Genomic DNA, 25,491 nt, shown 5'->3' with positions numbered 1-25,491 from the left:
TTAATTTTTCCTTTCCAGCTCATATTCAACCATTCGGCTCAGCGCACCTTCAAGAGATACCGGTGGAATCCAGTCCAATTCGGTACAAATTTTTTCCCCGCTGTAAACAATTTCCTTTTGTGAAGACTCTAAACGATATCTTGTTAAAAAAGGGGGTGTATGAATAATATTAAACAAGACTTCCTGTGCGTATACAAAAAGATACAAAATTCGATACGGCAGGGTTAAAAAAAGTGCCCCGGGATAAATCTTTTTCAGCAAAAGACGAATGTATTGTTTTTTTGTCAACTGATACGGATCTATTAAATTAAAAACCTTCCCATGACTCGCTGTATTTTCCATGGCAGCTCTGACAGCATCAGCCACATTATCCACATAAACAAGCGGCAGAATAAACTTACCCTTGCCAATGGTTAGAAATAGTTTATTCTTAAAGGAAAAGCCCATCATCGGGGTATAAATCTCACCCCCCGGTCCATATATCGTACCAGGTCTCAGACAGATGATCGGACACTCCTTTTGGCGCATTGCTTCCAGAACAATCTGTTCAGCCTGAAACTTGGCACTGGAATAGGCGCCGCGCTTTTCCGGAAACCGTTCAAGAGGAGATTCCTCGTTAACCCGATCCCCGTTTTTATACGCTGCCACCCCATATACACTGGCAGAGCTTATGTATACCAGTTTTTTAATCCCGAACGTTTTACACAAGTCTATTATCGTTTGGGTTCCTTTAATGGTAATTGTTTTGCCGCCTTCCACAGTACCAGATGTATCTGCCGCAGCATGAACAACACAATCAACCCCATCAAAAGCATGCCGCAACGACTCAAGATCACCCATGTCGCCCACGGCAATATCAACATTATATTTTTCAAATATTTCAAGCCGTGACGTTTTGCGGACAAGAACCCTAATCCTGAAACCACTTGCAGACAGAGCCGCAACTATCCTGCGGCCAAGAAAACCGGTTGCCCCGGTCACCAGAACAAAAATTTTTTCATTATTTTTCATTATTAATTTTATCCGCCAGACCCATGGCCAATGCCCCTATCGTTAACCCGGTATTGGCATATGAGTGTTCCTGTACAATTGAGCCATCACATACAAATACATTATCCGAAGCTTTTAATTTCAGTTCCATGTCAACCAGTTCCCCGCTGCCCTGCCCCATTGAAATAGTTCCTGAATGATGCGCTGCAGACCATAGCCAGTCATCTGTAATATCTTTTTCTATGTTTATATCATCGGCAATACCGTACAACATCACCTCTAATTTATCGACCATACCTTTGTATATCTCAAGTTCCTTCGGGGTAATACTCCAATCAATTTCAAACCCTGAATCATTCTGATTCACATGACTGTCTCCTCTTTTTTGTTCAAAAAGAAAAAGGATATTATAAAGCCGTCCGGGAATTGTTATCCCAAACAGATGCGACACAATCTCAGCCAGAATATCAGGATGAAACAATTTCCAGGAAAATATATTTTTCAATCGTTCAACACCGCTGCTTGCCCCGAGCAATGATTTATATTTATAAATCGAAAGCGTGTTTTCCATTGTCAAGGCAGGTCTCAAAAAGGCGCAGCCTGTATACTTTCCACAATTGCTCTTCACCCGAATACCGGTCCGGCATTCAAAATTACCAAAATCCTTAACCGACAATTGCTTCATCTCTTTATTGAAAGTTTTTTTCACCTTTACTTTTCCAACAAACCCCAAAGGGTGATCTGCCAGTCCAACCCCGGCAGATTTCGAAGGTTGACCCATACCAGCCAATATTTTTTTAATAATCAAGGGGGTGCCGAAACTTCCGGCGCATACAATAACGCAGTCGGTTTCAATAAAATATGTTTTCTTGCCAACATGATAATCAATGCCGACAACCTTGTTCCCTTCCATCTTAAATTCAATGCCGCTCACCGAATAAATACCATTAACTTCCGGCACAACCTTCAGAGGACTGTATTTTTTCGGGTATAAAAGACAATCAACACCATCCGAAAAACACCCTATTTTCTGAACAAATGAAGAGATTTCCGAAAACACCTTCCGATAAGTGCTCATATATGGATTATCCAGCCAGAATAAATTTTTTGCAGCCTTGTCACGGTATTGTTCTGTTTGTTCAAGCACTGACCTGAAATCCTTGGACGTAACATCCTGTTGTTGAATGGGGATCAATCCATTATGCCATAGATTTGTGGTGCCTCCCCCTCCGAAACAAAAGGTTTTTACCCCTGCAAGCTGCTTTTTTAAAAAAGAAAGTTTGGGATATTCTACACCCTCTTTTGGCCCTGTTTCAAGCAAAGTTACCGAATGCTTTTTCACCAGTTCATTACAGACTAATGTTCCAGCCAACCCGGACCCGATTACTATAACGTTCATTGTCTACCCTCTCATTGCACAAATAAAGTAGGAAATTAGTAAAGAAAAGACTTGGAGAAGCCTATGAATAAAAGTCATAATAAGTTTACGAGACAAAAAACCATATTCAGGAGGCCACCTCAAGTGAAGTCCAGTAAAGCACAAATTTATGCTAAATACCACAAAATCTCTACGATTAGATTTGAAGATCAACAGCTCACTTCTTTTTCAGGTCTCTTGATTTTTCAGTTGTTGTTTAAGCAGATTGATTTAAAAAATAAACTTAAAAATTGCTTTTCCCATGTAACAAAATTCCCAAGTTTCAAACATCATTTGATCGTGATGCTGCTTATTATTCATTTGATTCTGGGTTTTCGGAGATTGAGAGAAGTAAATTATTACCGTGATGATTCTCTTGTACTCCGTTTAATGGGATTGAAAAAGCTTCCAGATGTTTCAACTATTTCAAGAAGCCTGGCCCAGATGGATGTTCAGAGTATTGATAATCTTCGTAGGTTGTCATGATCATTTGTTATCCATGGGCTTCAACTGGAAAATTTTGTACGCCTTACCCTTGATTTTTATGGTTCGGTTTTATCCACAAAAGGACATGCAGAAGGATCTGCAGTTGGTTTCAGCAAAGTTAAAAAAGGAGCCAAAAGTTATTACCCGCTTTTTTGTAGTGTAGCCCAGACAGGCCAGTTTTTTGATATCCACCACCGTCCCGGTAATGTCCATGATTCAAATGGTGCAGGAGATTTCATGCTTCGGTGTTTTAATAATATCAAATCCGAATTACCCGGGGCTATCATTGAGTCTCGTATGGATAGCGCATTTTTTAATGAAGAGATTATTTCCATAATGGCGCAAAACAATATGAAATTTACTGATTATAACGGATTTGGGGGAACGATTTTTGTAGACAAACAAAGAGATTCATGAGAATGTTAAATCGGATATTAACATAATAACTCTGGTTGCTACTCATATGAATCATCTGAATGCTCGAATTCGACAAAACCGTTCAATCTGTGTTCCCTTCATCGACTGTACTCATTACTGTGACATAGTGGGGTCTCCAAATGGATTCCGAACTTCTATTGATTCCATTGTGGAGCAATGGCCGGAGTTGTTTCCTCCAGACATCGTTCTTGGATACTTAATGAAAGATATCACTCGATCTTCAAGTTTTTTTAGCCATTAACACCTCTACTCAAGCAACATTTTTGTATTTTAACGATTCTGTAGGTTTAAAATTGTTTATATCTTTTGTGATCATATGTTTTTTTGATTCCTCAAAATTAAGCAAATTGTCCTTCAGTATTGAATATTTATGGTCCCTTTCTTTATATGGATCTTCAGAATCAAGAATATCGGTAATAAACAAAAATAAGCTTTCAAGATTAGTTTGGCGTCGTAGGCAACCTACAGTCAGTGCGGGAAGATTGTTTTTAAACCGGGCTTTTTGTTCCGGATGAAAGAAAAGACAATGATCAACCAGAAGGCTCAGGATCAAGCCTCTGCGAGACCCCTTTTCACCTTGCAGCTTGGTCAATGTAGCCCATCCTTCATTGGCTTTCCAGTCCTGAATAAAAACCTCCACTAGCCATCTTTGTGAATATGCTTCCACAATATCAATGGTTCTCCAACTCAGGTCAGAGGCAATAATATAGCGGTATTGGTCTTCACCTTCATATTTAAGCGCAATAACAAAAAGTTTTCTGCCAAAACTACAAACATGTATTCTGGCACTTCCTATGGTAGCTGCTATAATCTTACCTCCACGGATTCGCATTTCTTGAGCAACGCCAGGATGTTTTGAAAAATACTCGTCCACAGTTTGTCTTCGATTCCGGATAAAAACATTCTGCGTTCTGCGTATCTGGCTAATTATTTGAGCATTGTTATACACTTTTGAAACACCTGTGAAAAACTGCCTTGTTCCATACAGAGCATCTGCAATGATGCAGTTTATCACAATGCTTGAAAAGCACTCGTTGAAATGTTTTACCATGTTAATAGCAATTTCAACTTTTGTTGGAAACTCAGCATTTTTTAAAGGCTTTGGAGGGCGTTGTTTTGCTGAAACTCCTCGTTTTTTAAGCTTATCGTTAGTTTTTTTCCATGCAGTATACTCAGGATCTGGCATGTAAAATTCAACGCCAACAGGGATGCTTATCTCTGGAGTGACCAATATCATAAAGACTATTCCTTGGCCCATAATATATCCACCACTGGCTTTATCTTTGAGTTTGTGAACATGCCAAATATTTTTTGTGTTCTTAGATCGGTTGTTATCAGTGTCATCTATAACAAGGGATCCCTGGCTGATGCCATAAAATTTAAAAATGGTTTCTACACTATATTGAAGTAATCTTGACCATGGAATTGGAGAATGGTAAAAAACCCAGGAAAGGGCAGCAGTACTATATCGACCAAAGCTGGCCCGCTCAAATTTTGCCCAGCACACTGACTTTGTAATAAGGATACCCATAAGGCAAAAAGCAAGCCAATATTTTTGTGTGTTCGATAGCCTTTTATCGGATTTTTGTTGCGAAATAACATCATCTAATGCATTTACAAATTCAGTGATAAAAGGGACTATTTTTTTTCCAATAACCATTTGAATCTCCTGACTATAGTATATGGAACCATTGTCAGGGTATTTGATATTGAAGTGATTGTCTACAGTTAATTGAAAATTATTCATGTTGATTATTAAATTATATTTGGTTATAGATTCAGAGGGTGCCAGCCAGCGAGAATGTTAAGGGATTGAGAAGAGTCGAGATTCCGAGTTCTGCTGGTTGACGCCCAATTTGTCTTATTGCTTGTCTATATAAAAACTTGAAGATCGAGTATCAGGCTATCTAAAAAGCTTTTGATTCCTGTACGACGTATTGAAATTTTAGGAATCAGTTATACTATCCGTCCCTCTTTTGTCATGCCATATATGACAGGCTTTGTGGATGATGTGGAAAAAGGGTTGTTTTTACGTAAATTCGATGTCCCTTTTTGGGCATTGCCACATGTTTGTGGCAAAAATCCCATGTATTGGTTTCGTATGGAACAATCCCTTGGCAGAAACAGTATCGTTGGTACAACCGTCAAAAAACCCGAATCTTTACCGAAACATGTGGCAGCTGATGAAAAACATTCACGAATTTTGGGAAATAAAGTATACGTGGCAACCACTGCGGGAAGCGGATGTATTCTTGGTGCATCTATCGCCGAACATGCTGATGAGGCAGACTTAACGAAGGCCTACGGCACTTTCAAGGAAGAAGCCCAATGCGTTCATCCAGAGTATAAACCCGAGACTGTTAATACCGATGGTTGGAAGGCTACCCAAAATGCCTGGAAAACGATCTTTTCCAGCATCATTATCATTAATTGCTTTCTTCATATATTCATCAAAATTCGAGATCGAGCAAAAAATAAGTACAAAAATCAATTTTTGCAAGCGGCTAATAAATTATGGAATTGTTACCAGTCTCAAACCAAAACATCTTTCGCTCAACGTGTAAGGAGACTTCACGAGTGGGCAATCAAAGAAACGGGTATTCCCGAAGTTATAATTGGTCCTATCTCGAAACTACGTCAAAACCTTTCAGCCTTTTCAACTGCATATGATTTTCCAGGAGCCCACAGAACAAGCAACTTGATAGACCGCCTGATGCAGAGAATGCACCGACACCTTTTCTCAACACAATATTTTCACGGCTCTTTATCGGCAGCAGAACTTAGTATTCGAGGTTGGGTATTAATCAATAATTTTGCCCCGTCAAATCCGTGGACTATCAAAAAACATGATGGGTTGCAATGTCCTGCTGAGCGTATCAACGAATTTCGTTATCATGATGACTGGCTTCAGAATCTATTGATTAGCGCCTCATTGCAAGGGGCACAAAGGCTTCCCCCAAATCCGTTATAATCAGATTTTACCAATGATATCATATAAAAAGTCCGATTCTCGAAAACACACAAGAATCGGACTTTTAAATTTATAATTGCTTTAATCTATAAATTAATTTTTTAAACAAAATAACCTACCAAAGAAAAACAGGTAATACACACAGTTTACTTATCCTCTTGAAAACCTGGTAGAATAATAGGTCCGATATACGGATTCCCCTGAGAATCCTTGTTTGGCGGGGTTGTGTTGTATATTACTATATCATCAAAATCTACATATTTAACACCATCCCCAGGGAACAAAGGCAACCCATGCCAGTTACTATGTATTTGCATATATTTAATCGGTACGTTGTCTGAAAACATATGTGAATTATAATTAGTATCATTAAAAATAATGTCACCATCACACCACATTTGCACGACACCGTCCCAGGGAGTTCCAGCTGTATTCTCTGCATTAGTAATGGTTTCGGCTTTAATATGAAACTCTATCCAATGCCAAGAACCGTTTGACGTACTTCCAAAATAATCGTCCCAACTTATATCACCAGAATCGTTCCCCCCCGTTCTGAACCCGTATACGAATTGATGCCTAGAAAATGCTCCAGTAATAAAAGTATTATTTGTCAATCCCGATGCGTCTTTGAAATATATTAACTTTTCCCCTCCTTTATCCGTAGAAAGAAAAGAAAAACCAGCGTCATATCTTAAATAAAACCTCACCCATAGTTCTGTTTGAGTATTGGCAAATTTTATATACGAAACACCTGTTTTTTCAGGAGGTAAGACGGCATCACCAGTTCCTAATACATACTGACGTATACCATTTCCATCCCCAAGTGGGTTGTTTGAATCTACTGTTGATTCCATAGAATATGTGGTGCCAGTTGTACCATCAAATTCCTCAACACCGGCAACAAACACATCACCACAAATCGTATCACCATTCGATCCTGGCCCTGTCCACTCGGCACAATCAAATGTAGTTTCCCATTTACCATCTACAAATGTGATATCTGCATGACAAATATTAAAACTTTGAAAAACAATAAAAAAACAAAACAAAATTCTTTTTGTTAATGTTCGCATCATCAAAACCTCCTATTAATATTTCACTTTAAACCCTTGCTTTCTTTCATACAACAGTACCAGAACAAGCTTAGAACCGAACGAATTTATTGCAATTTTTATACCACCTGAATTTATAATTTCTATTCTTTTGTACGTTGTTTTCCGTTTCCAATAATACGGAACTCTGCGAAAAACTTCAACAAGACCATAATGCCCTTCGGGCAAAAAGCAAAACCCAAAGCTATGTTCAACTCTTGATATGATCTAAATATTCTTTTCTTATCCCATATATTTGATTATAGTCAATTCTCACTATGGAAGCGATTCAATCAAAACAATTTACCTTAAAACAGGTATTAAAAGACAACTGGTGCTCGTTCCTTGACGCCCATCATTCATTAGTTCCGCGGTATGCAGCATATAATGTTTGGAAAGTTATAAACTGTCGGGAACCTGATGGCCTCGGTTACGCTACCTTTGCCTGCCCAATTCATCCTTCTGAATTCCAACGTGTCCCACATTCCTGTAAAAGTCGTTTCTGCTCGATTTGTGCTAAGGTACAAATCGATAAGTGGGTGACAAACAGGAATCAACTTTTTCCGAACTGTTCCTATTTCCATATCACCTTTACAGTACCATCACAATTCCGAACACTGCTTTTTGAAAAACGTGCTTTGCTGAATGCTGTCTTTACTGCCTGTACGGAAACACTCATTTCATTTTGCAAAGAACGAGGGTTTCTCCCTGCAATTACTGCAGTTTTGCATACTTTTGGCAACGATTTAAAACGTCACGTCCATATCCACTGTATTGTCAGCGCTGGTGGGTTAAAACTTACAGGAAAAAAAAGAACGATTCACCCGGATGACCAAACGTAAAAAGAAAAAAGTCTCCGTAATTAAAGATCACCCTGTTTGGGTGAAATGTCATTTTTTCCCTTATAAAATGCTTCAGAAGCGTTATCAGACTCTTCTGATCCAACATCTAAAAAGGGCAGTTGAAAACAATCTCAAATCCTCTGCCCCTGATCGGGATTTACTGGCCTTTTCTATTCCATCGTTTAAGAAATCATTTTTTGATGACCTCAAACAAGAGTACAAAAATGGTTTTTTTGTACATGTTACTGAAGAACGACAGGATCTTCAAATGACTGCCGGCTATATTGGCAGATATGCAAGGAGTCCTCCTTTGTCAGAACTCCAGATAAAAAACTACACAGGTGAATGGATCTCATTTGAATTTAAGGATTACAGGAATAATGGAAGTAAAGACCTGTACACTCTAAAATCAATTGAGTTCATCCGAAAACTAATCCGGCACATTCCACCGCATTATTTCAATGTCATCCGGCACTACGGCATTTTGGCAAGTCGAGTAAAAACCAAATTTAAAAAAATTACAGATAGGCTACTTTCGACACCCCCCATCGTGGAAAAAGCTAAAAATTGGAGAGAAAGGCAAACTAAGTTTCAAAAAGAGGATCCTCTACTTTGTAAGATCTAAAAAACGGTTATGGTATTTGTCTCAGTTTATCGTCCGAATCCCCTACGTTCAATTAGGGAATCTTACCAAATACTTTTCGCCTGACCTATGTGCGATCATCTATCACGGCATAGGTGCGTCTTCTATAGAAAAACAGGAGATTTTTGTCATTTTTTGTTCAAATGTTGACTGAAATTTGAAAAATTGAAAGCATAAATTGCTGCTTTATCATTGTGACTGCGACTTATTGGGAACTGTTGCCATGTATCGCGGATTTTAAAAAATTTTGTTTTTCCGATACATTAAAATATTATGCTCCTGGCAAATCTAAAGATGGTGAAAAAGTTTATCAGCCACTTCTGTTGTTTAATTGTTTTTACAAAAATGGTTTCAAATAAAATCTGACCGAGAACTGAAATGACCGATTAACGATAGAATTTTTCCAAAGTTTTCCTTAAAATACTCATAGATACGATACACTCACCAGCTCACTCAACCTTTTCATATTTCAAAAGCCGATTATCAAAGTAGGCAATAATTGAGATAAATCTTACATTCGATAAAATTTCGTATTGATTGATAAAATTATGCATCCAGCAACTACTCTTCCGTAATAATCCCGAAGAAAGTTTATTTCACCTTGTCAGCACTATCTTTCATTATTATACCAGAATAGCTGGTGGTTTGTTACTATGTATTAGGTAAAAAAAGAACATTGGGTGAATTTTCCAGTTTTTTGGCAATATACTCCATAGATATCAGAGAGTCGATTAACTCCTTAGACCCAGTTTCTACAATAAGCACAGGATGAAACTTTTCTATAGTTTTTATCATACCAGATATAACTGATGCTTCATGGCCTTCGGCATCAATTTTAACAAGTGCTACACGTTGCTCTATGCAAAATGAATCAAGAGGTATGGTAAGTACCGATAATTCAGCATCAGATGTGGTCGAAATATGGGCCTCGTAATAATTGGTTAATCCTGTCTCGAACTCTGACATTGACATCCCTACAATATCCAACTTATCGGAAACAGCAGCATTTATTAATGAAACATTTTTGTTCAAATATAATTGAACATTTGCCGAGAGAATGGAAAAAGTTGTCGGGACTGGTTCAAAAGCTATAACTCGACCATGAGCTCCAACTAATTCAGAGAATCGATGTGTATAATGTCCAACATTTGCACCAATATCAACAACCCAATCTCCAGGAGTAATAAACTCGTGGAGTTTCTTGTACTCGGGCTCGTATGATAGAAAACAACCCTTTTTGATTTGCCGTCCGAAGTGAATACGTTTTAGTTCAGTCTGCCAACGATTCGGGAATCGTGCAACAATGTATTTCAGCAGTTGCATTTTTGTAATCTCCATTATTAGTATTTAAATTTAAAGAAGTCGATTAAATCCTTGCCATACAAGCAACTGTTTTTTTATGGCTAAGTTGAACGTAAGGGGTCTAAGTATCAAAACTTTTGATGCAGAATAAAACAATTGCTACTTTTCACTGAAGATTGCAATTGGCATAAACAGAATTTATTTTGTTAATAATTTCTCCCCACCCGTATTTTTGTAAAATTAATTCCCTGGCAGTGCAACCTATCTGATGCCTCAATTTTTCATCATTAATAACATCAACGACCTTATGCGCAAACTTTTTCGGTGAGTCTGCGATCAAAAAATGTTCTTTATCTATACCCTCTATTCCTTCACAGCCAACACTGGTTGTTACAATCGCCTTACCTGCGGCCATCGCCTCTAACAATTTGAGCTTTGTCCCGCTGCCGCTTAAAATCGGCGCAATAAAAACTGTTGCTTTTTGAAGATAAGGCAAAGGGTCATCCACATAACCAAGAAGCTCAATAGATGGATCAACAGATGCATAATGCCTTAACTTGTCTGTGACTCTACCACCAACGAGTTGAAATTTAATTTCTTTTTTTTCCTCTTTTATTATTGGATAAATTTTTTCTAAAAACCAATAAACACCCTGTTTGTTAGAATAATGAGCAAATCCACCAAGCCAAAGAAGCGTATTCGGTTCAATATTTTTATGATCAGAATTAAATTTATCAGCATCGACACCGTTTTCAATCACTTCAAATTTTCCATCTGGGCAAATTTTTTGTAACTCTAATTTATCCACTTCAGATACAACAATACCGAGATCGACCTTATCAAAAATTATGCTTTCAAATTTCTTCAATTTATATGCTTCAAAATAACAAAACATCTTTAATAATGAATTTGAAGTATCTCTTGCCATTCTTAAACATTTTAAATAACTGACATCATGATTAGTTAGACTCCTAAAAACACTTGTCGCTTTGGATATTGTGTACGCCATTGGTAAAATATCACAATGTATTATATCAAAGGACTCTTTCTGTATAAGTTCTTCCACCCTACTTAAAAACTGTTTTGAATAATGCCGCCAGATAGTATACGGCTGAGTGGAAAAAAAACTTCCTAAAAGCCTTATTATCATTGAAGTACTGATTTTTTTTGAGGGAGACGGATAAAACTCCACTGTTTGACAAAGTTTTTTTAGCTCATTTACATTATTATTTTCCATCTCCATAGGGGTTTCAACAAGAGAAAGAAAATAAACCTGATTTTTTTCAGATAATCCTTTTAAAACATTAAAGGAACGTCGGGTATGACCGTCAACAATCGGTAATAGACTTCGGTTTGATATAAATAATATCTTCAAAGGTGCATGTGCTATCATTCAAAACCTGTAATTTTTTGTTAATTTATTATATGGCAAAAGCTAACTTTCCATTATTAAAACAGAGTATCATCATTTTTTTTATTATTGTTCACCTGTCGGATAAAGTTCACAAACCCTAATTTAATTGGTATTTTCTTTGTTCACGAGAGTTTGAAATAATGAAAAATATTGATCCATTTTATCTTCAAGACAATAGTTTTCTTTCACATATTCCAGAGATTTGGCAATAATTGTTTCACTTACTTCATGTTCAGAAAGCAAAAGATTTATTTTTTCACAAAGTGCTGTTTCATCATCATATGGGAACAAAAGCCCAGTCATATTATCTGTCACCACCTCGTTAATTCCCATAACATTTGATCCTACAACAGGTACACCACAGGCCATCGCTTCTAATATTGACAATGGCAATCCTTCGTTTTTGGAAGGAAGACAAAAAACATCAAGAATATTTAAAATATCCGGAACATCATCTCTTGAACCTAAAAAAAGGACTCGGTCAGATACACCAAATTGCTCTGAGTATTCATGTAATTCACCATCCATATAATCTATGCCTGCAAAAACAAGATGAATTGATTTATCATTTTTTACGATTCTTGATAATGATCGAATCAAAACTTTATGATTTTTTTCCGGCCGCAGATTTGCCACTAAACCGATTAGTTTGTCCTCAGGTTTAAAGCCAAGCGATTCTTTAAAAGATGAGTTATTTAATTTGTGAAATCGGTTAAGATCAATCCCATTGATGATTAGATGGTTTTTTTTTGCGGACACGAAATAGTTGTCAGCATAATAATCAAACAGCTGCTTAGATATCGCAACAACAGCGTCTACATTAGACAACAACATATTTGAAAGTAACTTTTTACCCCACCCCAGTTCCAAATACTGCCAGACAGAGTGTTCAGTATAGACAATTTTAATACCAGTATTAATACATGCGAAAGAGGTATACAACAACGGTGAAAAATGATGTGGATTAACAATTTCGATTTTTTCAGACAATAATATATGTCTAAATCTTTTGATAAAATTAAAATCAAACTTCTTTTTTTTTGAGACGACCTCAACTTTTACACCGATTTCTTCATAGATATTTCGCACAGGTCCTTCATCTAATCCAACAACAAGGATATGAAACTTTGTATGATCCAGTTTTCTAACAATATCAAACACCACATGTTCTGAGCCTCCCATGCTTTTAAGAGTCCATAAAACAAATGCTATCCTGATTTTTGAAGAGGTCGGGCTAATTACCTGAGTATCTGATCCTTTTTCTTCCACTTCCCTCTCCTTCTAATGAAGCTACAGCAATGCACAATATAACTCTTCAACTTTTTTTACCTGAAGATCAAGATTATAGTGATCTTTTATTAAAGTCTTTGCACCATGCGAAAGAGACGTTCTATAATTCTGGTCATTATACAATTCAGTGACTGAAGAGGCGATTTCAGAAGTATTTGAAGGAGAAATCAAAAAACCGTTTTCTCCATGTGTTATGACTTTTGGAATTCCGCCTACCTTTGTAGCTATAACAGGCGAACCAAATGACATAGCTTCCAGAAGAGCCATAGGCGTCCCCTCGGTTAACGACGGCAAAACAAAAACATCAAACGCCGGAAAAAATTTTGTCACATCTTTTTGAAAACCAGCAAAAAAAATATTATTCTCTACGCCAAGATCTTTTGCCATTGTTTCAAGAAAGGAACGCTGCGGGCCATCACCTACGAACAAAACTTTTATGGGGACACCTATTTCTAATATTTGTCTGACCGAGTCAACAAGAAATTTCAATCCTTTTTCCTCGCTTAATCTTCCGGTATAACCAATAAGAAATTCTGACTCCGAGATGTCATATTTTTTCCGTGTTAATTCACGAATATTTAAAATCTCATCATTGGAATAATCTGGTAATAAAACAGCATTTCTAAGCGTTGAAATATTTTTTCCAAAAACTCCATAATAAATCAATTTCTCTTTTATTTCATCGGCAACAGAAATAACCCGATTACTGAATCTTAGAAAAAAAATATCTAATCTATTATACAATTTTAAACTTGTATCATTGTCAATAAAACCATGGCAGGTTGCTAAATGAGGGATCCTCAATAATTTTGATATAGGCACACCTAAAATATCGGCGAAGTAGCCATTGGTATGAATAATATCAAATTTTTTACTTCTTAAAATGGAAAAAAGTATCCTGTAGCACCTTAAAATTCTAAAATAATCTTTCCCGTCTTCCAAAGGTTTTTTGGCAACCGGTATCGTTAAATATTCAATGCCTAACTTGTCAAGCTCTTTTGCAAAAAATGGTTTAGGCTCCCACGGTCGAACTAAAATAACAGGAACGATATTAAATTTCGCCTTATCATAAGCTTTTATAAAATTCAAACTGACTCTCTCTGATCCGCCAAAATCGATGGGCGTCAATACATATGCAATATTTATCATTTCTTAAATTTTATATTTCCTGTTAAACGGGCCAAATGTTTTTATTCTTCTGGCCTCTTCAAATCCAACGTTAAAAGAGCCTTTCAAAGCTGGGGCATTCTCTGCGTTTATTACACCAACAGCTTTTTTAAAGCCCTGATCTTTAAGATCCTTTAAGATGTAAACAAGCATCTTTCCCATCAAACCCCTTCGTCTAAATTTCCGAAGAGTTGTATTATAATTCAATTCACCAACATTATTACTTAAGTTTAAAAACCTGTTATAATCCCCTTTTAAATAAATCCAGTGAATGTACGCCAACTCACCATCACAAAAAGCCAAATAACATGTTTTAATTCCATGAATTTTATCATAATAAAACTCTCGGGGTAATTCTAAATTCTTTCTATAATTTTCCAATTCCACTAACGTTGGTTTAAGAACAACAAAATCTGAATCAAGTGGATATTCGGGAATTTGTTTATCCAAATAAAATGCTACAACCACAAATGTATTAATTTTGAAAAGAGAATAATAAATAAATTTAAAAATGCTACTGAATCTATTTCCATAGTGATGGTAAGCTGTCTTCTTGAACTCTTTTAAAGTTAAAAAAAACTTATTTAAAAAAAAATGTTTAGATGTTTTCATTAAAAATGGCCTCCCTTTTTTTTAAATTTTTATACAATTCATAAAATGCAATTAGAGTTAATGATAGAAGTAAAATCCTGACTAAGAATAAAATTGTTTTAAAAAAATATATTTGAAAAACAAATGAGGATATAAGTTCTTCATCGACATAAATTGTATAATATTGGCCTAATAAGATTGCCAGTCCATCATATAACATTTTTTCAATCTTACTATTATCAAGCGGTATATAAACCTTTTCGATAAAATCGAAATACCTGATTACATCAGCACTTTTTGTAAAGCCTATTTGAACTTTATTTAAATATTCTTTCTTGTAATAATTTTCATAATATTTTGATGCGTTTTTATTTATCCTATCAAAATAAATATCTCCAATTTTATCTTTATTTCCCAAATCAAAATAATCAACAATAGTGTTATTGAATTTTGGGACACCTCCTCCAGCTAAATCGATAATTCCTATTCCCTTCTTACCTCTCAATGTATAAGGTGCTCTTAAAGCAACATGCCCCCCAAAAGTAAAAAAAGTTTCCGGTATAAAAAAATGAATTACTTCAAACTCAATATTTTTTTTTAACAGATAATAAGCACCGCCAAAAGAAAAGTTTGAGCAATCTCCATTTCCTTCAATGATTGCATTTTTGTACTTGTCTTTAGGATAAACCAAATATGTAAAATTTGAGTTTGCTTGATAGGGTATATTAGTTACAAAATATTGGATATCTATATAATTCTTTTTAAGCTCTCGATTCCCCTGATATTTACCAATAGATTTAATTGAATTCCATTTTTGAAATCGGTGCGGTTGGGACATAATGATTAATCCACAAACAAACAAAATACATATAAAAAATAAATAACTAAAATATCGTATATTCTTCAAACTACACCCTCGACTTGATGATTTAAATTTTCTTCTATTAAGTTACTTACAACTGCAGAAAAAGCGAAATAGAAAACAAAAAATATGGAATATCCGAAAGTTACAAACATCGAAGAAACAAACATACCGATAAATCCAACCTTACCTAACGATACTATTTCTAAAAGTTTCTGATCAGTTGTTTCTTTTAAAACTTTATTAAAAATCTTAAGAACATTCATGTTCATCATTATAAACAAAAACAAACCAATAAAACCAGTCTCCGTACCTATTTGAATCACAGAATTGTGTGCTGCCTTCCATTTCAAATTTGAAGAGCCCTTAGCAGCTTGACTGTATCCAAAAGCTCGATTGAAACTATTAACCCCGACACCAGTCAAAGGATTTTTCATCATCAACTCTACACCTGTTTCCCATATTGCCAATCGCCCTGTCTCAGAAGTAACATTATAGTCGCCTTCAAGGTTAAGCATCGTTGAAAAACGATCATATTTAATTGGCGAAAATGCTAATACAATAAGAATAAAAATAATCATCAACATTTTATGAGAAAATTTTATGGTTTTAGTTTTTATAACAAAGAAAAAACCTATAACCAATAACGCTAACAATCCACCCCTTGATCCAGATAGAAAAACAACTAAAACTCCTGATATAAAAATACTTAGAAATATTAAACGAATTAATATGGAATTATCCTTACTTGTGAATAGTAAATTCAGCGGTAAAAAACTGACAACAAAGAAGCAGATATCGTTCGGGTCGAACATGCTTCCCATAGCCAGTCTGTTACCGTTGTACATAGACAATGCAAAAAAACAGAAAACACCACACCCTAAGCAACATACAAAAAACAACGTTCTTAATTTATGGACAGTATCAATAACTTTATAAAAAATCATAAAATAAATAACACACATTACATATATAAAAAAAACCATATTAAATGATTCTCTAGCATGCATCGAAAATGGAATACCAATAATCATTACTAATACAAATCGCATAAAATATCGTATTTGCTTGCTGTCTGTTAATAATGCGGTATTAATTTTTTCATAGTTAGAAATAAATATAATTAACATAATTATTGTAGACACTAATCCAGGATGCAACGCCTTTAATGCAAGGATATAATCTTGAGGTCGGCATAAAAGGGCAAATGACCATACACAGAAGGTTACGAAGACGATGTCATGTCTTAGATATTCTTGTTCTTTTTCATGATTAAGTTTCAATTAAAACCCTCTTTAATATTTCTTCACCTACTTATTCCACACGAATTCGAGAGCTTTGCACGGTGTGAATATTTTTCCTATTATGATGTCTAACTCAAAAAAAAATCAAATTACAGAAATTGCTCGGCACAACTTTGCGGAAATTTAGTAATTTTCTTGCAAAAAAGGGCAATAATTTACCAATCAATGTAGTTATAAATAAAGAACCAAATTTATTTACGAACGAGCATCCTGATTTCTATTAATCCATCTCTATTGATTAGCCACGTTAATCCACCATATATTACTGCTCCACACACAATGAAAAACAACATTCTCAAAATATCGTATGGGCCACCAAAATTGCTCATCTTCAAAAGTTGTAGGAAACCGAACATAAATAATGCTAAGAGAAATGGTTTGGACATTGCCTGTGCAACATCGATCAAATTGATGTTCAATTTATTAACCAAACGATACATATTTCCTAAAAACACAATTGGGAAGGCAAAAACCCATGCCAGACAGACCCCTAACAAGCCCCAGAATGTTCCAATATAAATAGCAATTGGCATAACTACAAAAGCTACAAGTGAGTTGCGAAAAATAATTTCTGGATACCCAAGACCTAAAGCCGTAGGAGATATCAAATTGCTAATCATACGGATAGGTACAATAAAAGCAATGATTAAAAGTGGCTGAGATGCGTTGCTCCATTTTGCGCCCAGGAAAATATTAACAATCTCCGGTGCAATACTGGCAATGCCCCACAGAATGGGAAAGGCAATAAAACTCATAGTCCTTACAGCCTTAAGAAAGTGACGTTCAGCAGCATCAGGATTTGAGCTAATACTTGAAAACGCTGGAAATGCAACTTGATTAATCATGCCCGAAACCTTCTGCATTGGAAGATTAGCCAGCATAACTCCCACAGAATAGAAACCGAGTAAATCCTTGCTTAAAATCTTACCTACAATTAGAATATCAGCCGTCGTATAAAAATACCATAAAACCCTGGATAATGTAACATATCCACCCAAAGATAAGAATTCGCCCATACCTTTTATAATAAATTGCGGTTTATGGAAAAAAGGGTTCACAATATTAAGGCCGATCATTGATATAATCGTCATTATCATAGTACCCCAGACCAATGCCCATACACCATATCCCTTGAAAGCCATTATCAGGGTGACTAATGAGCTGGTAATGGCAGAAATAAACTCGACATATGCTAATTTCTTAAAAGCCATTTCACGTAGCAGAAGGGATCGAGGTATTATCGTAAAACCCATGAAAACAAATTGCAAAGCCAACACATTGATCATTTTAACCAGCCGGGGCTCATTATAAAAATTTGAAATTATGGGGGCCGTCAGAACAAGGACCAAACAAAAAGAAAAGTTCACCAAAAGAAGGATGCCAAACAGCGATTTTAAAGAATTTTCAGAAAGGTCTTTTTTCTGAATAATGGCTGCACCTAAACCCAATTCATTCAGAATTGCTAAAATACCAACAAGCACTGTGGCTAAGGACATTAAACCGTAATCAGTTGGGTCAAGTAACCGAATCACAATTATAGTAATCACCCAGGTAATCGTCTGGGAAATTAATTTACCTCCGGCGGTCCAGTAGAGACCAGACATAACTTTTTGTTTCAAACTCATTTTGTATAGCCTTTATATAACTACTCGATAAATGATGTTTTTTTTTGGAGGGGAGGGGTAGCTCAAAACTTATAAGTACTCGACCCTATCCAAAACAACAATAAAAAACCTTAAGTAATTATAAGAACATTATTATTCGTCATTCTTTGTTTTGCAGAAGAAAATCATTAAATGAGTGGAGGTCTTCCCATTACTTTTCTAATTAAATTGGTAACAGCTAATGCATGAGGCCTTATAACATTTACTCCCCCAATGCATTCAACACATTCAGCTCCAAACATTCGTTTGAATTTGTACACGCCATGCTCGGGAGAACCCACCAGGCTTGCATCTGCAGAACACCCTCCAAGATTGAACTCGCTTGCTCCCTCAGAAAGAAAGGTCTTTGTTGCATGCCATAATGCAAGAACCCCAGATTGGAGCTTGAATCCTTCTTGACTATGACCAGCTAGAACCTGATACGCCTTTCCGGAAAAATATGAGCATGCAATTGCACTAACAGGAACATTTTCTTTTCTAGCTACAAACAATCTCATCGCTCCGTTGTTAATCACCGGGTAGGCTGAATGATCTTTAATAGAACCTTCATACGCAATATCTGGCCCTCCACGCTTCATGATCCGCTGAGCAGAATCTTGTTGAACACAGAGCAGTGCCGAAAGACCTTCTAAATCAGATTCTTCACGCACAATAACACCTTTTTTCCCGGCCGATCGCACAGCATTCCTTTTGGTTGGGTTAAGGTTACTGAAGATATCATCCTCTTGCCGATCTTTAAGCCTTACAATAAACTCAAGCCGCTTACTGAGTATATATTCCTCATCCTGTAAGCTCTCGGGTAGACAGCTATGGCCGAATGATCCAATTTTTATGACATGAATCCCATATTTCATTGAAAATTTTCTAAGATATTTTAGGAATTGGCGAATAGTATTTTCTGAACCGCCCTTGACAAGTGGAACTGCTTCAGTCCAAAGTAGGTTACCTATGCCAAATTTACTGCTGGATATAAAAGCAAGTGCAGCCCCAAGCGGTTTTCCATCATCATTTGATAAAAGAAGCCGAAAAAACCTTACACCTCCATATGCATCAATCACGAAAGGCGCCCAACGGTCTGAGTGAAACACACTCCCACCTAAATCAGCAATGATTTGATCCCACTCTTCGCCCTTATCCGACGAAAAAACTGTAAATTTCATAATCACTTCCTAAGAATATAGTTCTTTAAAATTCGAATCGATGAAAAACTTAGCTGCCCAGTTCAAATATTGGTATGAACCGTACTCCCCGTAGCGAGGATATGAACCTGAAACTCCCCCCCTACGATTTTTTTGCCTTGTAGTAATATCTACAGTTTTTCTGACATACGAGTTTGCAAGTTTCGCAGCTGTAATGAATGATTCATTCTTGGTTATCCGACCGAGATCGAACCAACATGCTGCTATTTGAACAGTACCAGTGAGACATACCGAGTTTACGCCTGCCGACCAATCCTCGCGAAGGCGACCTGGTAATAGGCCATCCGACCTTAGAGTCAATTTTAGGCCATTAGCTGTTTTTAAAGCTGCTTCCAAAAAAATGTCTTCCTTTGTATAGTTATATGCTTCTAAAATACCTCTAAGTACATACCCTAAAGTATGTGTAAGAGGTTGATGCGGTTGCAATAAACAGCAGTCTTTAAACCAACCATTTTTTTTTTGCTTACTGATTGCCCATAAACAGTTCTTACGAGCAGCCTTTGCATACCGCTCAATCCCAGTGACTCGTGCAGCTTCGAAAAGCCCCCAGGAAACATGTGATTCGTAAGCCTTTTCACCTTGTGCAGCAAAGGGCGTTGGATGCTTTCGCCAACATCCATCATCGTCTATTGTATTGACCAACCATTCCGCTGCTCTGCATGTTGGCTCTTTAAATTTCTCACCGAATGCAAGATATCCAGCACTAAGCCCTATCAATATCTGCCCAGTGTTAAATGTCACGGGAACACATGGCGTCTCTCCGATAACTCCCCCCTGAAATCCACCATCTGGAAATTGAATCGAGCATAACCACTCTACCATCTTTCTAGCTCGTTCCTTGATTTCTGATGACCCCATGTATTCTGCACAAGCCAACATTGTAGGAACTATATAACCTGTAGTCTCTGGATAGGAATTAGCCCAGCCATCTATCAGACTAAAATGTCTAGCAACTCCACCATCGCCTGAACGACTTAAATCTTGCGCCTGACAAAGCCATGAACACGCAGCCCGAATTGCAGTATCAACACCAGGATCCTGTAACTTTGCATAATTACTCCTAATAAGATGTTCTTTTTTTGCAACTATTGGAAGTGTTAAAAAGTCCAGCGATTGTCGCACTCTTGTTTTCAATTTATTAACTTTCATACCGATAATTCCTGCTCAATTTGAATATGAAAAATTCAACCTCTAAATTTTTAATTGGCAAAATACAACTATTCTATACATTGAATAACTTCACCATTTTTTTATAAAATTATGCAAAATAGTTGCTAACATGTTAAGGCGATTGGATTTCGTAACAAAGATAAAATTAATTCTTTATACTTCGATGGATATAAAAACCTTGATACTTTTTTTGATTGAAAAACTGAATAAAATAAAGCCTAAAAATAGGTTTAAATTGAGTACGAATAGCCATTCTTATCGATGCATAATTAGCCATTCCACGTCTTGAATAAATAAATTTAATGTCTTTATTTTTAACCTCTTTAATCATCCAGTCTGTTCCAATGATAGATAAACCTTGTCTTCTAAATTTTTCAAATGTATAAGACCAATCAAAATTGACACTATCCTTTTTTTTTAGATTTTTAACCACTAATGGGGGATAAATATATTTTGATAATTCCAGATCTTCTTGAGTTACTAAAAACCGAAAGTAGGCAAGAGATCCTCCTTTAAATAGAAGGCAACATTTTTTGAAACCAAAATCATAAACGACTTCTTTATGTCTTTGATATTCTTCTTCTGAATCTGGCCAGTTGTTAAACATATCTTCTAAATCACTTTTTGTGGCCCACCTGCAATAGATATTATCTGGGAGAGGAATAATTATTTCTTGATAGGTGCTTACATCCACCACATCTATTTGTGAAGGTGTAATCCTTACAAATTTTCTAAGTATCGTTAAAAAAATTTCGGAGAAATTTCCCTTTTTAATTAAAGAATAAAATGTTTTAATTTTTTTTATCATACAGAATCTCATTGGTTTAAAAATTTTCTAAATATCATTGCAGTCATTTTTGTACTCTTTTTATTAAGCGTTTCATGTTCGGATTAAATACCGGCACCCATACAATTCGATTCCAAAGACGATCGGTCTCAACCAAGTTTACCGCTGCTTCATGCAACTGCAAATGACAAGGAGTATAACCCCGAGAAGCCTCAATACCCATATTGTGCAGAAGAGTTATCAAGTTTTGTGCTCCAATCTCAGATGCTGTGATACAGGTTATTTTTATTGGAATATCATCTTGTTGTAGAGGGCGCAAGACAGACACATTCCCCCCAATCTTTTTTATAATACTTGAGACATATTTATAGCAACTCCAATACTTATTGCAAATATCATCGTGATGAAGCACCTGTTGAAGTGTGATTCCTGCATCAATATTTGATATTTGTCCAAATAAAGGGCTTTCTTTTTCAGCTGCCTTAAAAACTCGGTTAAGTAAAATCTGGAAGGGCAAGGAAACCCAACGAAATCTTCTCCAAACCCAAAAAGAGAGCAAACGCTTACATACATCAACTGCCGATTCTGTTCTTGATAAAAGAGATACAGTACACGCCTTTTCAAAAAGCTTCTTGTCATTTGTGACAAGTACAGCGCCACCACACCCTGACAAAACCTTGCCGGGACCGCAACTATATATACCACATTGCCCAAAGGTTCCCACGAATCTACCTTTACGTCGGACACCAAAGCTTTGGGCAGCATCATCAATCAACGGGATCCCTCTATTTTTTGCTATCGCTTCAATTTTTTCTATCGGTGCTGCAGAGCCAGAAAGATGCGGTATTATGATAGCTTTGGTCGATGAAGTTATTGATGCGTTTATAGTGGTTTCAGTTACCATAAGATCAGAACCGATATCTGCGAATACAGGCTTACATCCAGCGCTAAGGATACCCTGAACAACACTCCAACACACGTACGAAGAAGTGAGAACTTCATCGTCTTTTGATAATCCCAGAGAGACAAGTGCGAGATAAATTGCCGTAGTTCCTCGATTGACAGATAAAACATAGGAAACGCCAATTTTCTTCCGAACCGCATCTACAAGTTGCTGTTCAAAGTTTCCGTGTATAATAGAACCAGATAAGACACAACGAACTGTCACTAAAGCTTCTGCTATCCCCCATGTAGGTACACACCAAGGAAGTGCATAGAATATCTCCCAGAAATTTTGTATTTTTTTTATCAGATTCAATGAATATCCTTGGGGCTGATTTTTTTATTGCTAAGCGTTAAGTCTAATACCCCGCCGATTGAGACGATAAAATTGACTTCATCCATTGCTAATACCCCATCCGCTTACAGCAGTAAGATTCCTTTTACACAAGCTAATTATGTATTTGTGTCACTTTTCAGTAAAATATCAACTATTCTTTCAGAGGCATTCCCGTCCCAGAATTCCGGCACCTGCCCCCCCTTCCGTTCACCTGATTTAAGTTTGTCAAACGCATGAATAAGAGTTTGCCCGGACGTACCGACCAAAGTATTAGTTCCTTGGTTTACTGTTACCGGCCTTTCTGTGTTCTCCCTTATCGTAAAACACGGAACACCAAGAGCTGTTGTTTCTTCCTGAAGCCCACCACTGTCGGTGTATACACAAAATGCATCTTTCCACAAATAAAGGGAGTCCTTAAACCCCAGCGGTTCAAGTAATTTTATATTATCAGACAAAGATATCTTAAAAGTTTTAAGCATTTTTTTTGTACGGGGGTGAACAGGAAATACAACAGGCATATCCTTAGCAATAGTATTCAACGCATCGAATATTTCAGTAAGTTTATCTTTCTGATCAACATTTGAAGGTCTGTGAAGAGTTAAGAAAATATACTTTCCTAACTCTTTTTTTAAATTAAAAATATCAAATGAGGTTTCATCCATTTCACAGATTCTTGCATGCTGATAAAGGAGATTATCAATCATAACATGCCCAACAAAATGGATACTCGCTTGTAATTTTCCTTCTTTAATTAAATTTTGGTTTGCTTCCTTTTCTGTCGTGAAAAAATAATCTGTTATAGAATCTGTTACCAGTCTATTGATTTCTTCGGGCATTCGTAAATCAAAACTTCGCAACCCCGCCTCAACATGAGCCACTTTAACATTCAGTTTCTTTGCAACGATGCTACAGGCCAGTGTTGAGTTTACATCGCCCACAACAAGAACAATATCAGGTTTTTCGTTTATACAAATCTTTTCAAAACCAACCATTATTTTTGCCGTCTGTTCTGAATGAGAGCCACCCCCGGCATTTAAGAAATAATCCGGTTTTGGAATTTCGAGATCTTCAAAGAACGTTTCCGACATATTAAAATCGTAATGTTGTCCGGTATGAACCAGTAAATGTTCGGGATTTTTATTATTGTTGTTTAGCGCCCGTATAATTGGCGCTATCTTCATAAAATTTGGCCGTGCACCAGCCACCAAAATAATTTTCATCTACCCTCTCACATATGCATTGTTAAATATGTTATTAAATGCTCTATCAAGCATCTTATGGTCTACAAATTATTAAACAATTCCAACATTGTCATAGATATTTTTTCTCTTGAAAACCGCTCAATAAAAAAATCAACCTTGCTATTTATAAATTCTTTTTTTGTTCCCATTGCTTTTTTTATATTCAAAGCAATGGAATTCGCAGAATTATCAGTTATTACGTAGGAATCCGGATTATATTTATTCACAATCTCTTCTACTTCTCCGCTTGGTATTGTCGCCAGGAACGGTACATTAAGAGATATGCCCTCAAATAGTTTTGTGCTTATCATTGGCTGCATAATTCTTAACAACTGCAGATGGGAGCGTTTAATCTCTTTTAAAACTTCGACATAAGGTATCCTTGATTTGATTACAACCAAATCAAGAACATCATGTTTCTCTATACTTTCTTTTATTGGATCAAAATTTCCGCCGTAAAAAAGGAATTGAAAATTATCAACATTAATTTCCCCTTCTCTTTTTAAAATTCCTAACCCCTCAAAAAAATAGTCGAATTCTATGTCAAAATAGAAGTTACCTGTATAAATAATTGTAAATTTAGAAAACTTCTCCTGTTCTTGAAGACCATCAAGCAATTTATGATCAAAGCCATTATATATAGTTGAAATTTTGTTTTTGACACTTGGAAATTGCTCTATATATAATTGCTCTGTTTCCTTAGTGGTTACCGTAAACAAATCACTGGCTTCAATAATAATTTCAGCAATCCTTCGATCAATCGGCTCACGAAACCTTTTTTTCTCCGATACCTTCTGGTACTTTCCATAATCAAGGCCAAATGGATCGCGATAATCGATTACCAAAGGTTTGCCTGTTATTTTTTTTAGCAACAAACCAATTAATCCCGCACTAAATGGGGAACAGCTTACATAAATAATATCAATTTTCTTTCGTTTAATAATTTTAAGCCCTGATATGACAGCCGGGATCACCCAACCAATAAACCAATCAGGAATACAAAACAGGTCATAAAAATAATAATTCTTCAGTCGGACTCCAAACAGCCCAAAAAACCTGCTCAATAAACCATTTGCAATACCAAAAAATTTATAAATATTGAATAGAGAATATGTATATGTCACATCAATCCCTTCAGGAGGTATATCCTTACCAAGTGAACAATATGTCCTATCTGGATTTTTTACACTAAGCACATGAGGTCGCCAGCCAGCCCTTTTCCAATATTTTGAAAAAGCAACGCTACGCTTACAGCCCACATCAGTTAATGGTGGGTAATAATAGCATATCATAAGGATATTTTTTCCCATAGTACACAACATTCCTTCTCAACAATCTATTTT

At 36.2% G+C, this 25,491-nt stretch carries 23 protein-coding genes; 5 read left to right on the top strand and 18 right to left on the bottom strand.

The genetic code is table 11. The annotated features are described in order from the left end of the window. Complete coding sequence (locus ACZ45G_RS10590; protein WP_464177826.1) at positions 1-1,011, bottom strand: NAD-dependent epimerase/dehydratase family protein; 1,011 nt, start codon at positions 1,009-1,011, stop codon at positions 1-3. Beyond that, complete coding sequence (locus ACZ45G_RS10585) at positions 1,001-2,389, bottom strand: GMC oxidoreductase (protein WP_464177824.1); 1,389 nt, start codon at positions 2,387-2,389, stop codon at positions 1,001-1,003. The genes ACZ45G_RS10590 and ACZ45G_RS10585 overlap by 11 nt, the downstream gene beginning before the upstream one ends. Before the next feature lie 123 nt (positions 2,390-2,512). On the opposite strand from ACZ45G_RS10585, the gene ACZ45G_RS10580 reads away from it, so the two are divergent. Together ACZ45G_RS10580 and ACZ45G_RS10575 are read left to right on the top strand one after the other, a co-directional pair. Further along, on the top strand, positions 2,513-2,893 hold the full coding sequence (locus tag ACZ45G_RS10580) for a hypothetical protein (RefSeq protein WP_464177822.1): 381 nt from the start codon (positions 2,513-2,515) through the stop codon (positions 2,891-2,893). A gap of 9 nt (positions 2,894-2,902) precedes the next feature. Then, on the top strand, positions 2,903-3,310 hold the full coding sequence (locus ACZ45G_RS10575; RefSeq protein ID WP_464179921.1) for a transposase: 408 nt from the start codon (positions 2,903-2,905) through the stop codon (positions 3,308-3,310). A gap of 271 nt (positions 3,311-3,581) precedes the next feature. On the opposite strand, the gene ACZ45G_RS10570 is transcribed toward ACZ45G_RS10575, so the two are convergent. Continuing rightward, the gene (locus tag ACZ45G_RS10570) at positions 3,582-4,991 is read right to left on the bottom strand and encodes a transposase (protein ID WP_464177820.1); all 1,410 of its coding nucleotides are present in this window, start codon (positions 4,989-4,991) and stop codon (positions 3,582-3,584) included. 258 nt (positions 4,992-5,249) lie between these two features. Between ACZ45G_RS10570 and ACZ45G_RS10565 the strand changes: the two genes are divergently transcribed. Next, the gene (locus ACZ45G_RS10565) at positions 5,250-6,302 is read left to right on the top strand and encodes a hypothetical protein (RefSeq protein ID WP_464177818.1); all 1,053 of its coding nucleotides are present in this window, start codon (positions 5,250-5,252) and stop codon (positions 6,300-6,302) included. A gap of 146 nt (positions 6,303-6,448) precedes the next feature. Here the strand turns inward: ACZ45G_RS10565 and ACZ45G_RS10560 are convergent, their stop codons facing one another. Beyond that, positions 6,449-7,378 (bottom strand): hypothetical protein, encoded by a 930-nt coding sequence (locus ACZ45G_RS10560; RefSeq protein WP_464177816.1) that lies wholly within the window; start codon positions 7,376-7,378, stop codon positions 6,449-6,451. A gap of 293 nt (positions 7,379-7,671) precedes the next feature. Here ACZ45G_RS10560 and ACZ45G_RS10555 point away from each other — a divergent pair, with 293 nt between their 5' ends. Both ACZ45G_RS10555 and ACZ45G_RS10550 read left to right on the top strand, forming a co-directional pair. After that, on the top strand, positions 7,672-8,235 hold the full coding sequence (locus ACZ45G_RS10555; RefSeq protein ID WP_464177814.1) for an IS91 family transposase: 564 nt from the start codon (positions 7,672-7,674) through the stop codon (positions 8,233-8,235). Next, on the top strand, positions 8,222-8,860 hold the full coding sequence (locus ACZ45G_RS10550) for a transposase (RefSeq protein ID WP_464177812.1): 639 nt from the start codon (positions 8,222-8,224) through the stop codon (positions 8,858-8,860). The genes ACZ45G_RS10555 and ACZ45G_RS10550 overlap by 14 nt, the downstream gene beginning before the upstream one ends. A 669-nt stretch (positions 8,861-9,529) precedes the next feature. On the opposite strand, the gene ACZ45G_RS10545 is transcribed toward ACZ45G_RS10550, so the two are convergent. From ACZ45G_RS10545 to ACZ45G_RS10480, 14 genes are all read right to left on the bottom strand, one after another. Further along, on the bottom strand, positions 9,530-10,201 hold the full coding sequence (locus ACZ45G_RS10545) for an FkbM family methyltransferase (protein ID WP_464177810.1): 672 nt from the start codon (positions 10,199-10,201) through the stop codon (positions 9,530-9,532). Positions 10,202-10,346: 145 nt separating this feature from the next. After that, on the bottom strand, positions 10,347-11,573 hold the full coding sequence (locus ACZ45G_RS10540) for a glycosyltransferase (protein WP_464177808.1): 1,227 nt from the start codon (positions 11,571-11,573) through the stop codon (positions 10,347-10,349). Positions 11,574-11,696: 123 nt separating this feature from the next. Then, entirely contained in the window at positions 11,697-12,863 is a 1,167-nt protein-coding gene (locus ACZ45G_RS10535) for a glycosyltransferase family 4 protein (protein ID WP_464177805.1), read from the bottom strand. Positions 12,864-12,884: 21 nt separating this feature from the next. Next, positions 12,885-14,033, bottom strand: a complete 1,149-nt coding sequence (locus tag ACZ45G_RS10530; RefSeq protein WP_464177803.1) for a glycosyltransferase family 4 protein — start codon at positions 14,031-14,033, stop codon at positions 12,885-12,887. A 3-nt stretch (positions 14,034-14,036) separates the two neighbouring features. Continuing rightward, complete coding sequence (locus tag ACZ45G_RS10525) at positions 14,037-14,663, bottom strand: GNAT family N-acetyltransferase (protein ID WP_464177800.1); 627 nt, start codon at positions 14,661-14,663, stop codon at positions 14,037-14,039. Then, positions 14,650-15,480 carry a hypothetical protein gene (locus tag ACZ45G_RS10520; RefSeq protein ID WP_464177798.1) on the bottom strand — a complete coding sequence of 277 codons (831 nt, stop codon included), beginning with the start codon at positions 15,478-15,480 and terminating at the stop codon, positions 14,650-14,652. The genes ACZ45G_RS10525 and ACZ45G_RS10520 overlap by 14 nt, the downstream gene beginning before the upstream one ends. Before the next feature lie 65 nt (positions 15,481-15,545). Beyond that, a complete protein-coding gene (locus ACZ45G_RS10515) occupies positions 15,546-16,787 on the bottom strand; it encodes an O-antigen ligase family protein (RefSeq protein WP_464177796.1) in 1,242 nt (413 codons plus the stop codon). Between the two features lie 212 nt (positions 16,788-16,999). Next, positions 17,000-18,433 (bottom strand): lipopolysaccharide biosynthesis protein, encoded by a 1,434-nt coding sequence (locus tag ACZ45G_RS10510; RefSeq protein WP_464177793.1) that lies wholly within the window; start codon positions 18,431-18,433, stop codon positions 17,000-17,002. Between the two features lie 167 nt (positions 18,434-18,600). Continuing rightward, positions 18,601-19,632: a lipid II:glycine glycyltransferase FemX gene (locus ACZ45G_RS10505; RefSeq protein ID WP_464177791.1), complete on the bottom strand. Its 1,032-nt coding sequence runs from the start codon at positions 19,630-19,632 to the stop codon at positions 18,601-18,603. A 9-nt stretch (positions 19,633-19,641) separates the two neighbouring features. Next, positions 19,642-20,820 (bottom strand): hypothetical protein, encoded by a 1,179-nt coding sequence (locus tag ACZ45G_RS10500; protein ID WP_464177789.1) that lies wholly within the window; start codon positions 20,818-20,820, stop codon positions 19,642-19,644. Positions 20,821-20,986: 166 nt separating this feature from the next. Beyond that, the gene (locus ACZ45G_RS10495) at positions 20,987-21,649 is read right to left on the bottom strand and encodes a hypothetical protein (protein WP_464177787.1); all 663 of its coding nucleotides are present in this window, start codon (positions 21,647-21,649) and stop codon (positions 20,987-20,989) included. Positions 21,650-21,692: 43 nt separating this feature from the next. Then, on the bottom strand, positions 21,693-22,886 hold the full coding sequence (locus ACZ45G_RS10490) for a DegT/DnrJ/EryC1/StrS family aminotransferase (RefSeq protein ID WP_464177785.1): 1,194 nt from the start codon (positions 22,884-22,886) through the stop codon (positions 21,693-21,695). A gap of 137 nt (positions 22,887-23,023) precedes the next feature. Further along, positions 23,024-24,127, bottom strand: a complete 1,104-nt coding sequence (gene wecB, locus ACZ45G_RS10485) for a non-hydrolyzing UDP-N-acetylglucosamine 2-epimerase (protein WP_464177783.1) — start codon at positions 24,125-24,127, stop codon at positions 23,024-23,026. A 62-nt stretch (positions 24,128-24,189) separates the two neighbouring features. After that, a complete protein-coding gene (locus tag ACZ45G_RS10480) occupies positions 24,190-25,458 on the bottom strand; it encodes a glycosyltransferase (RefSeq protein WP_464177781.1) in 1,269 nt (422 codons plus the stop codon). Positions 25,459-25,491: the final 33 nt, after the last annotated feature.

The organism is Desulfoconvexum algidum (genome assembly GCF_055382125.1).
The sequence above is the reverse complement of the archived record's forward strand: the minus strand, read 5'-3'. Positions and strand labels throughout refer to the sequence as shown.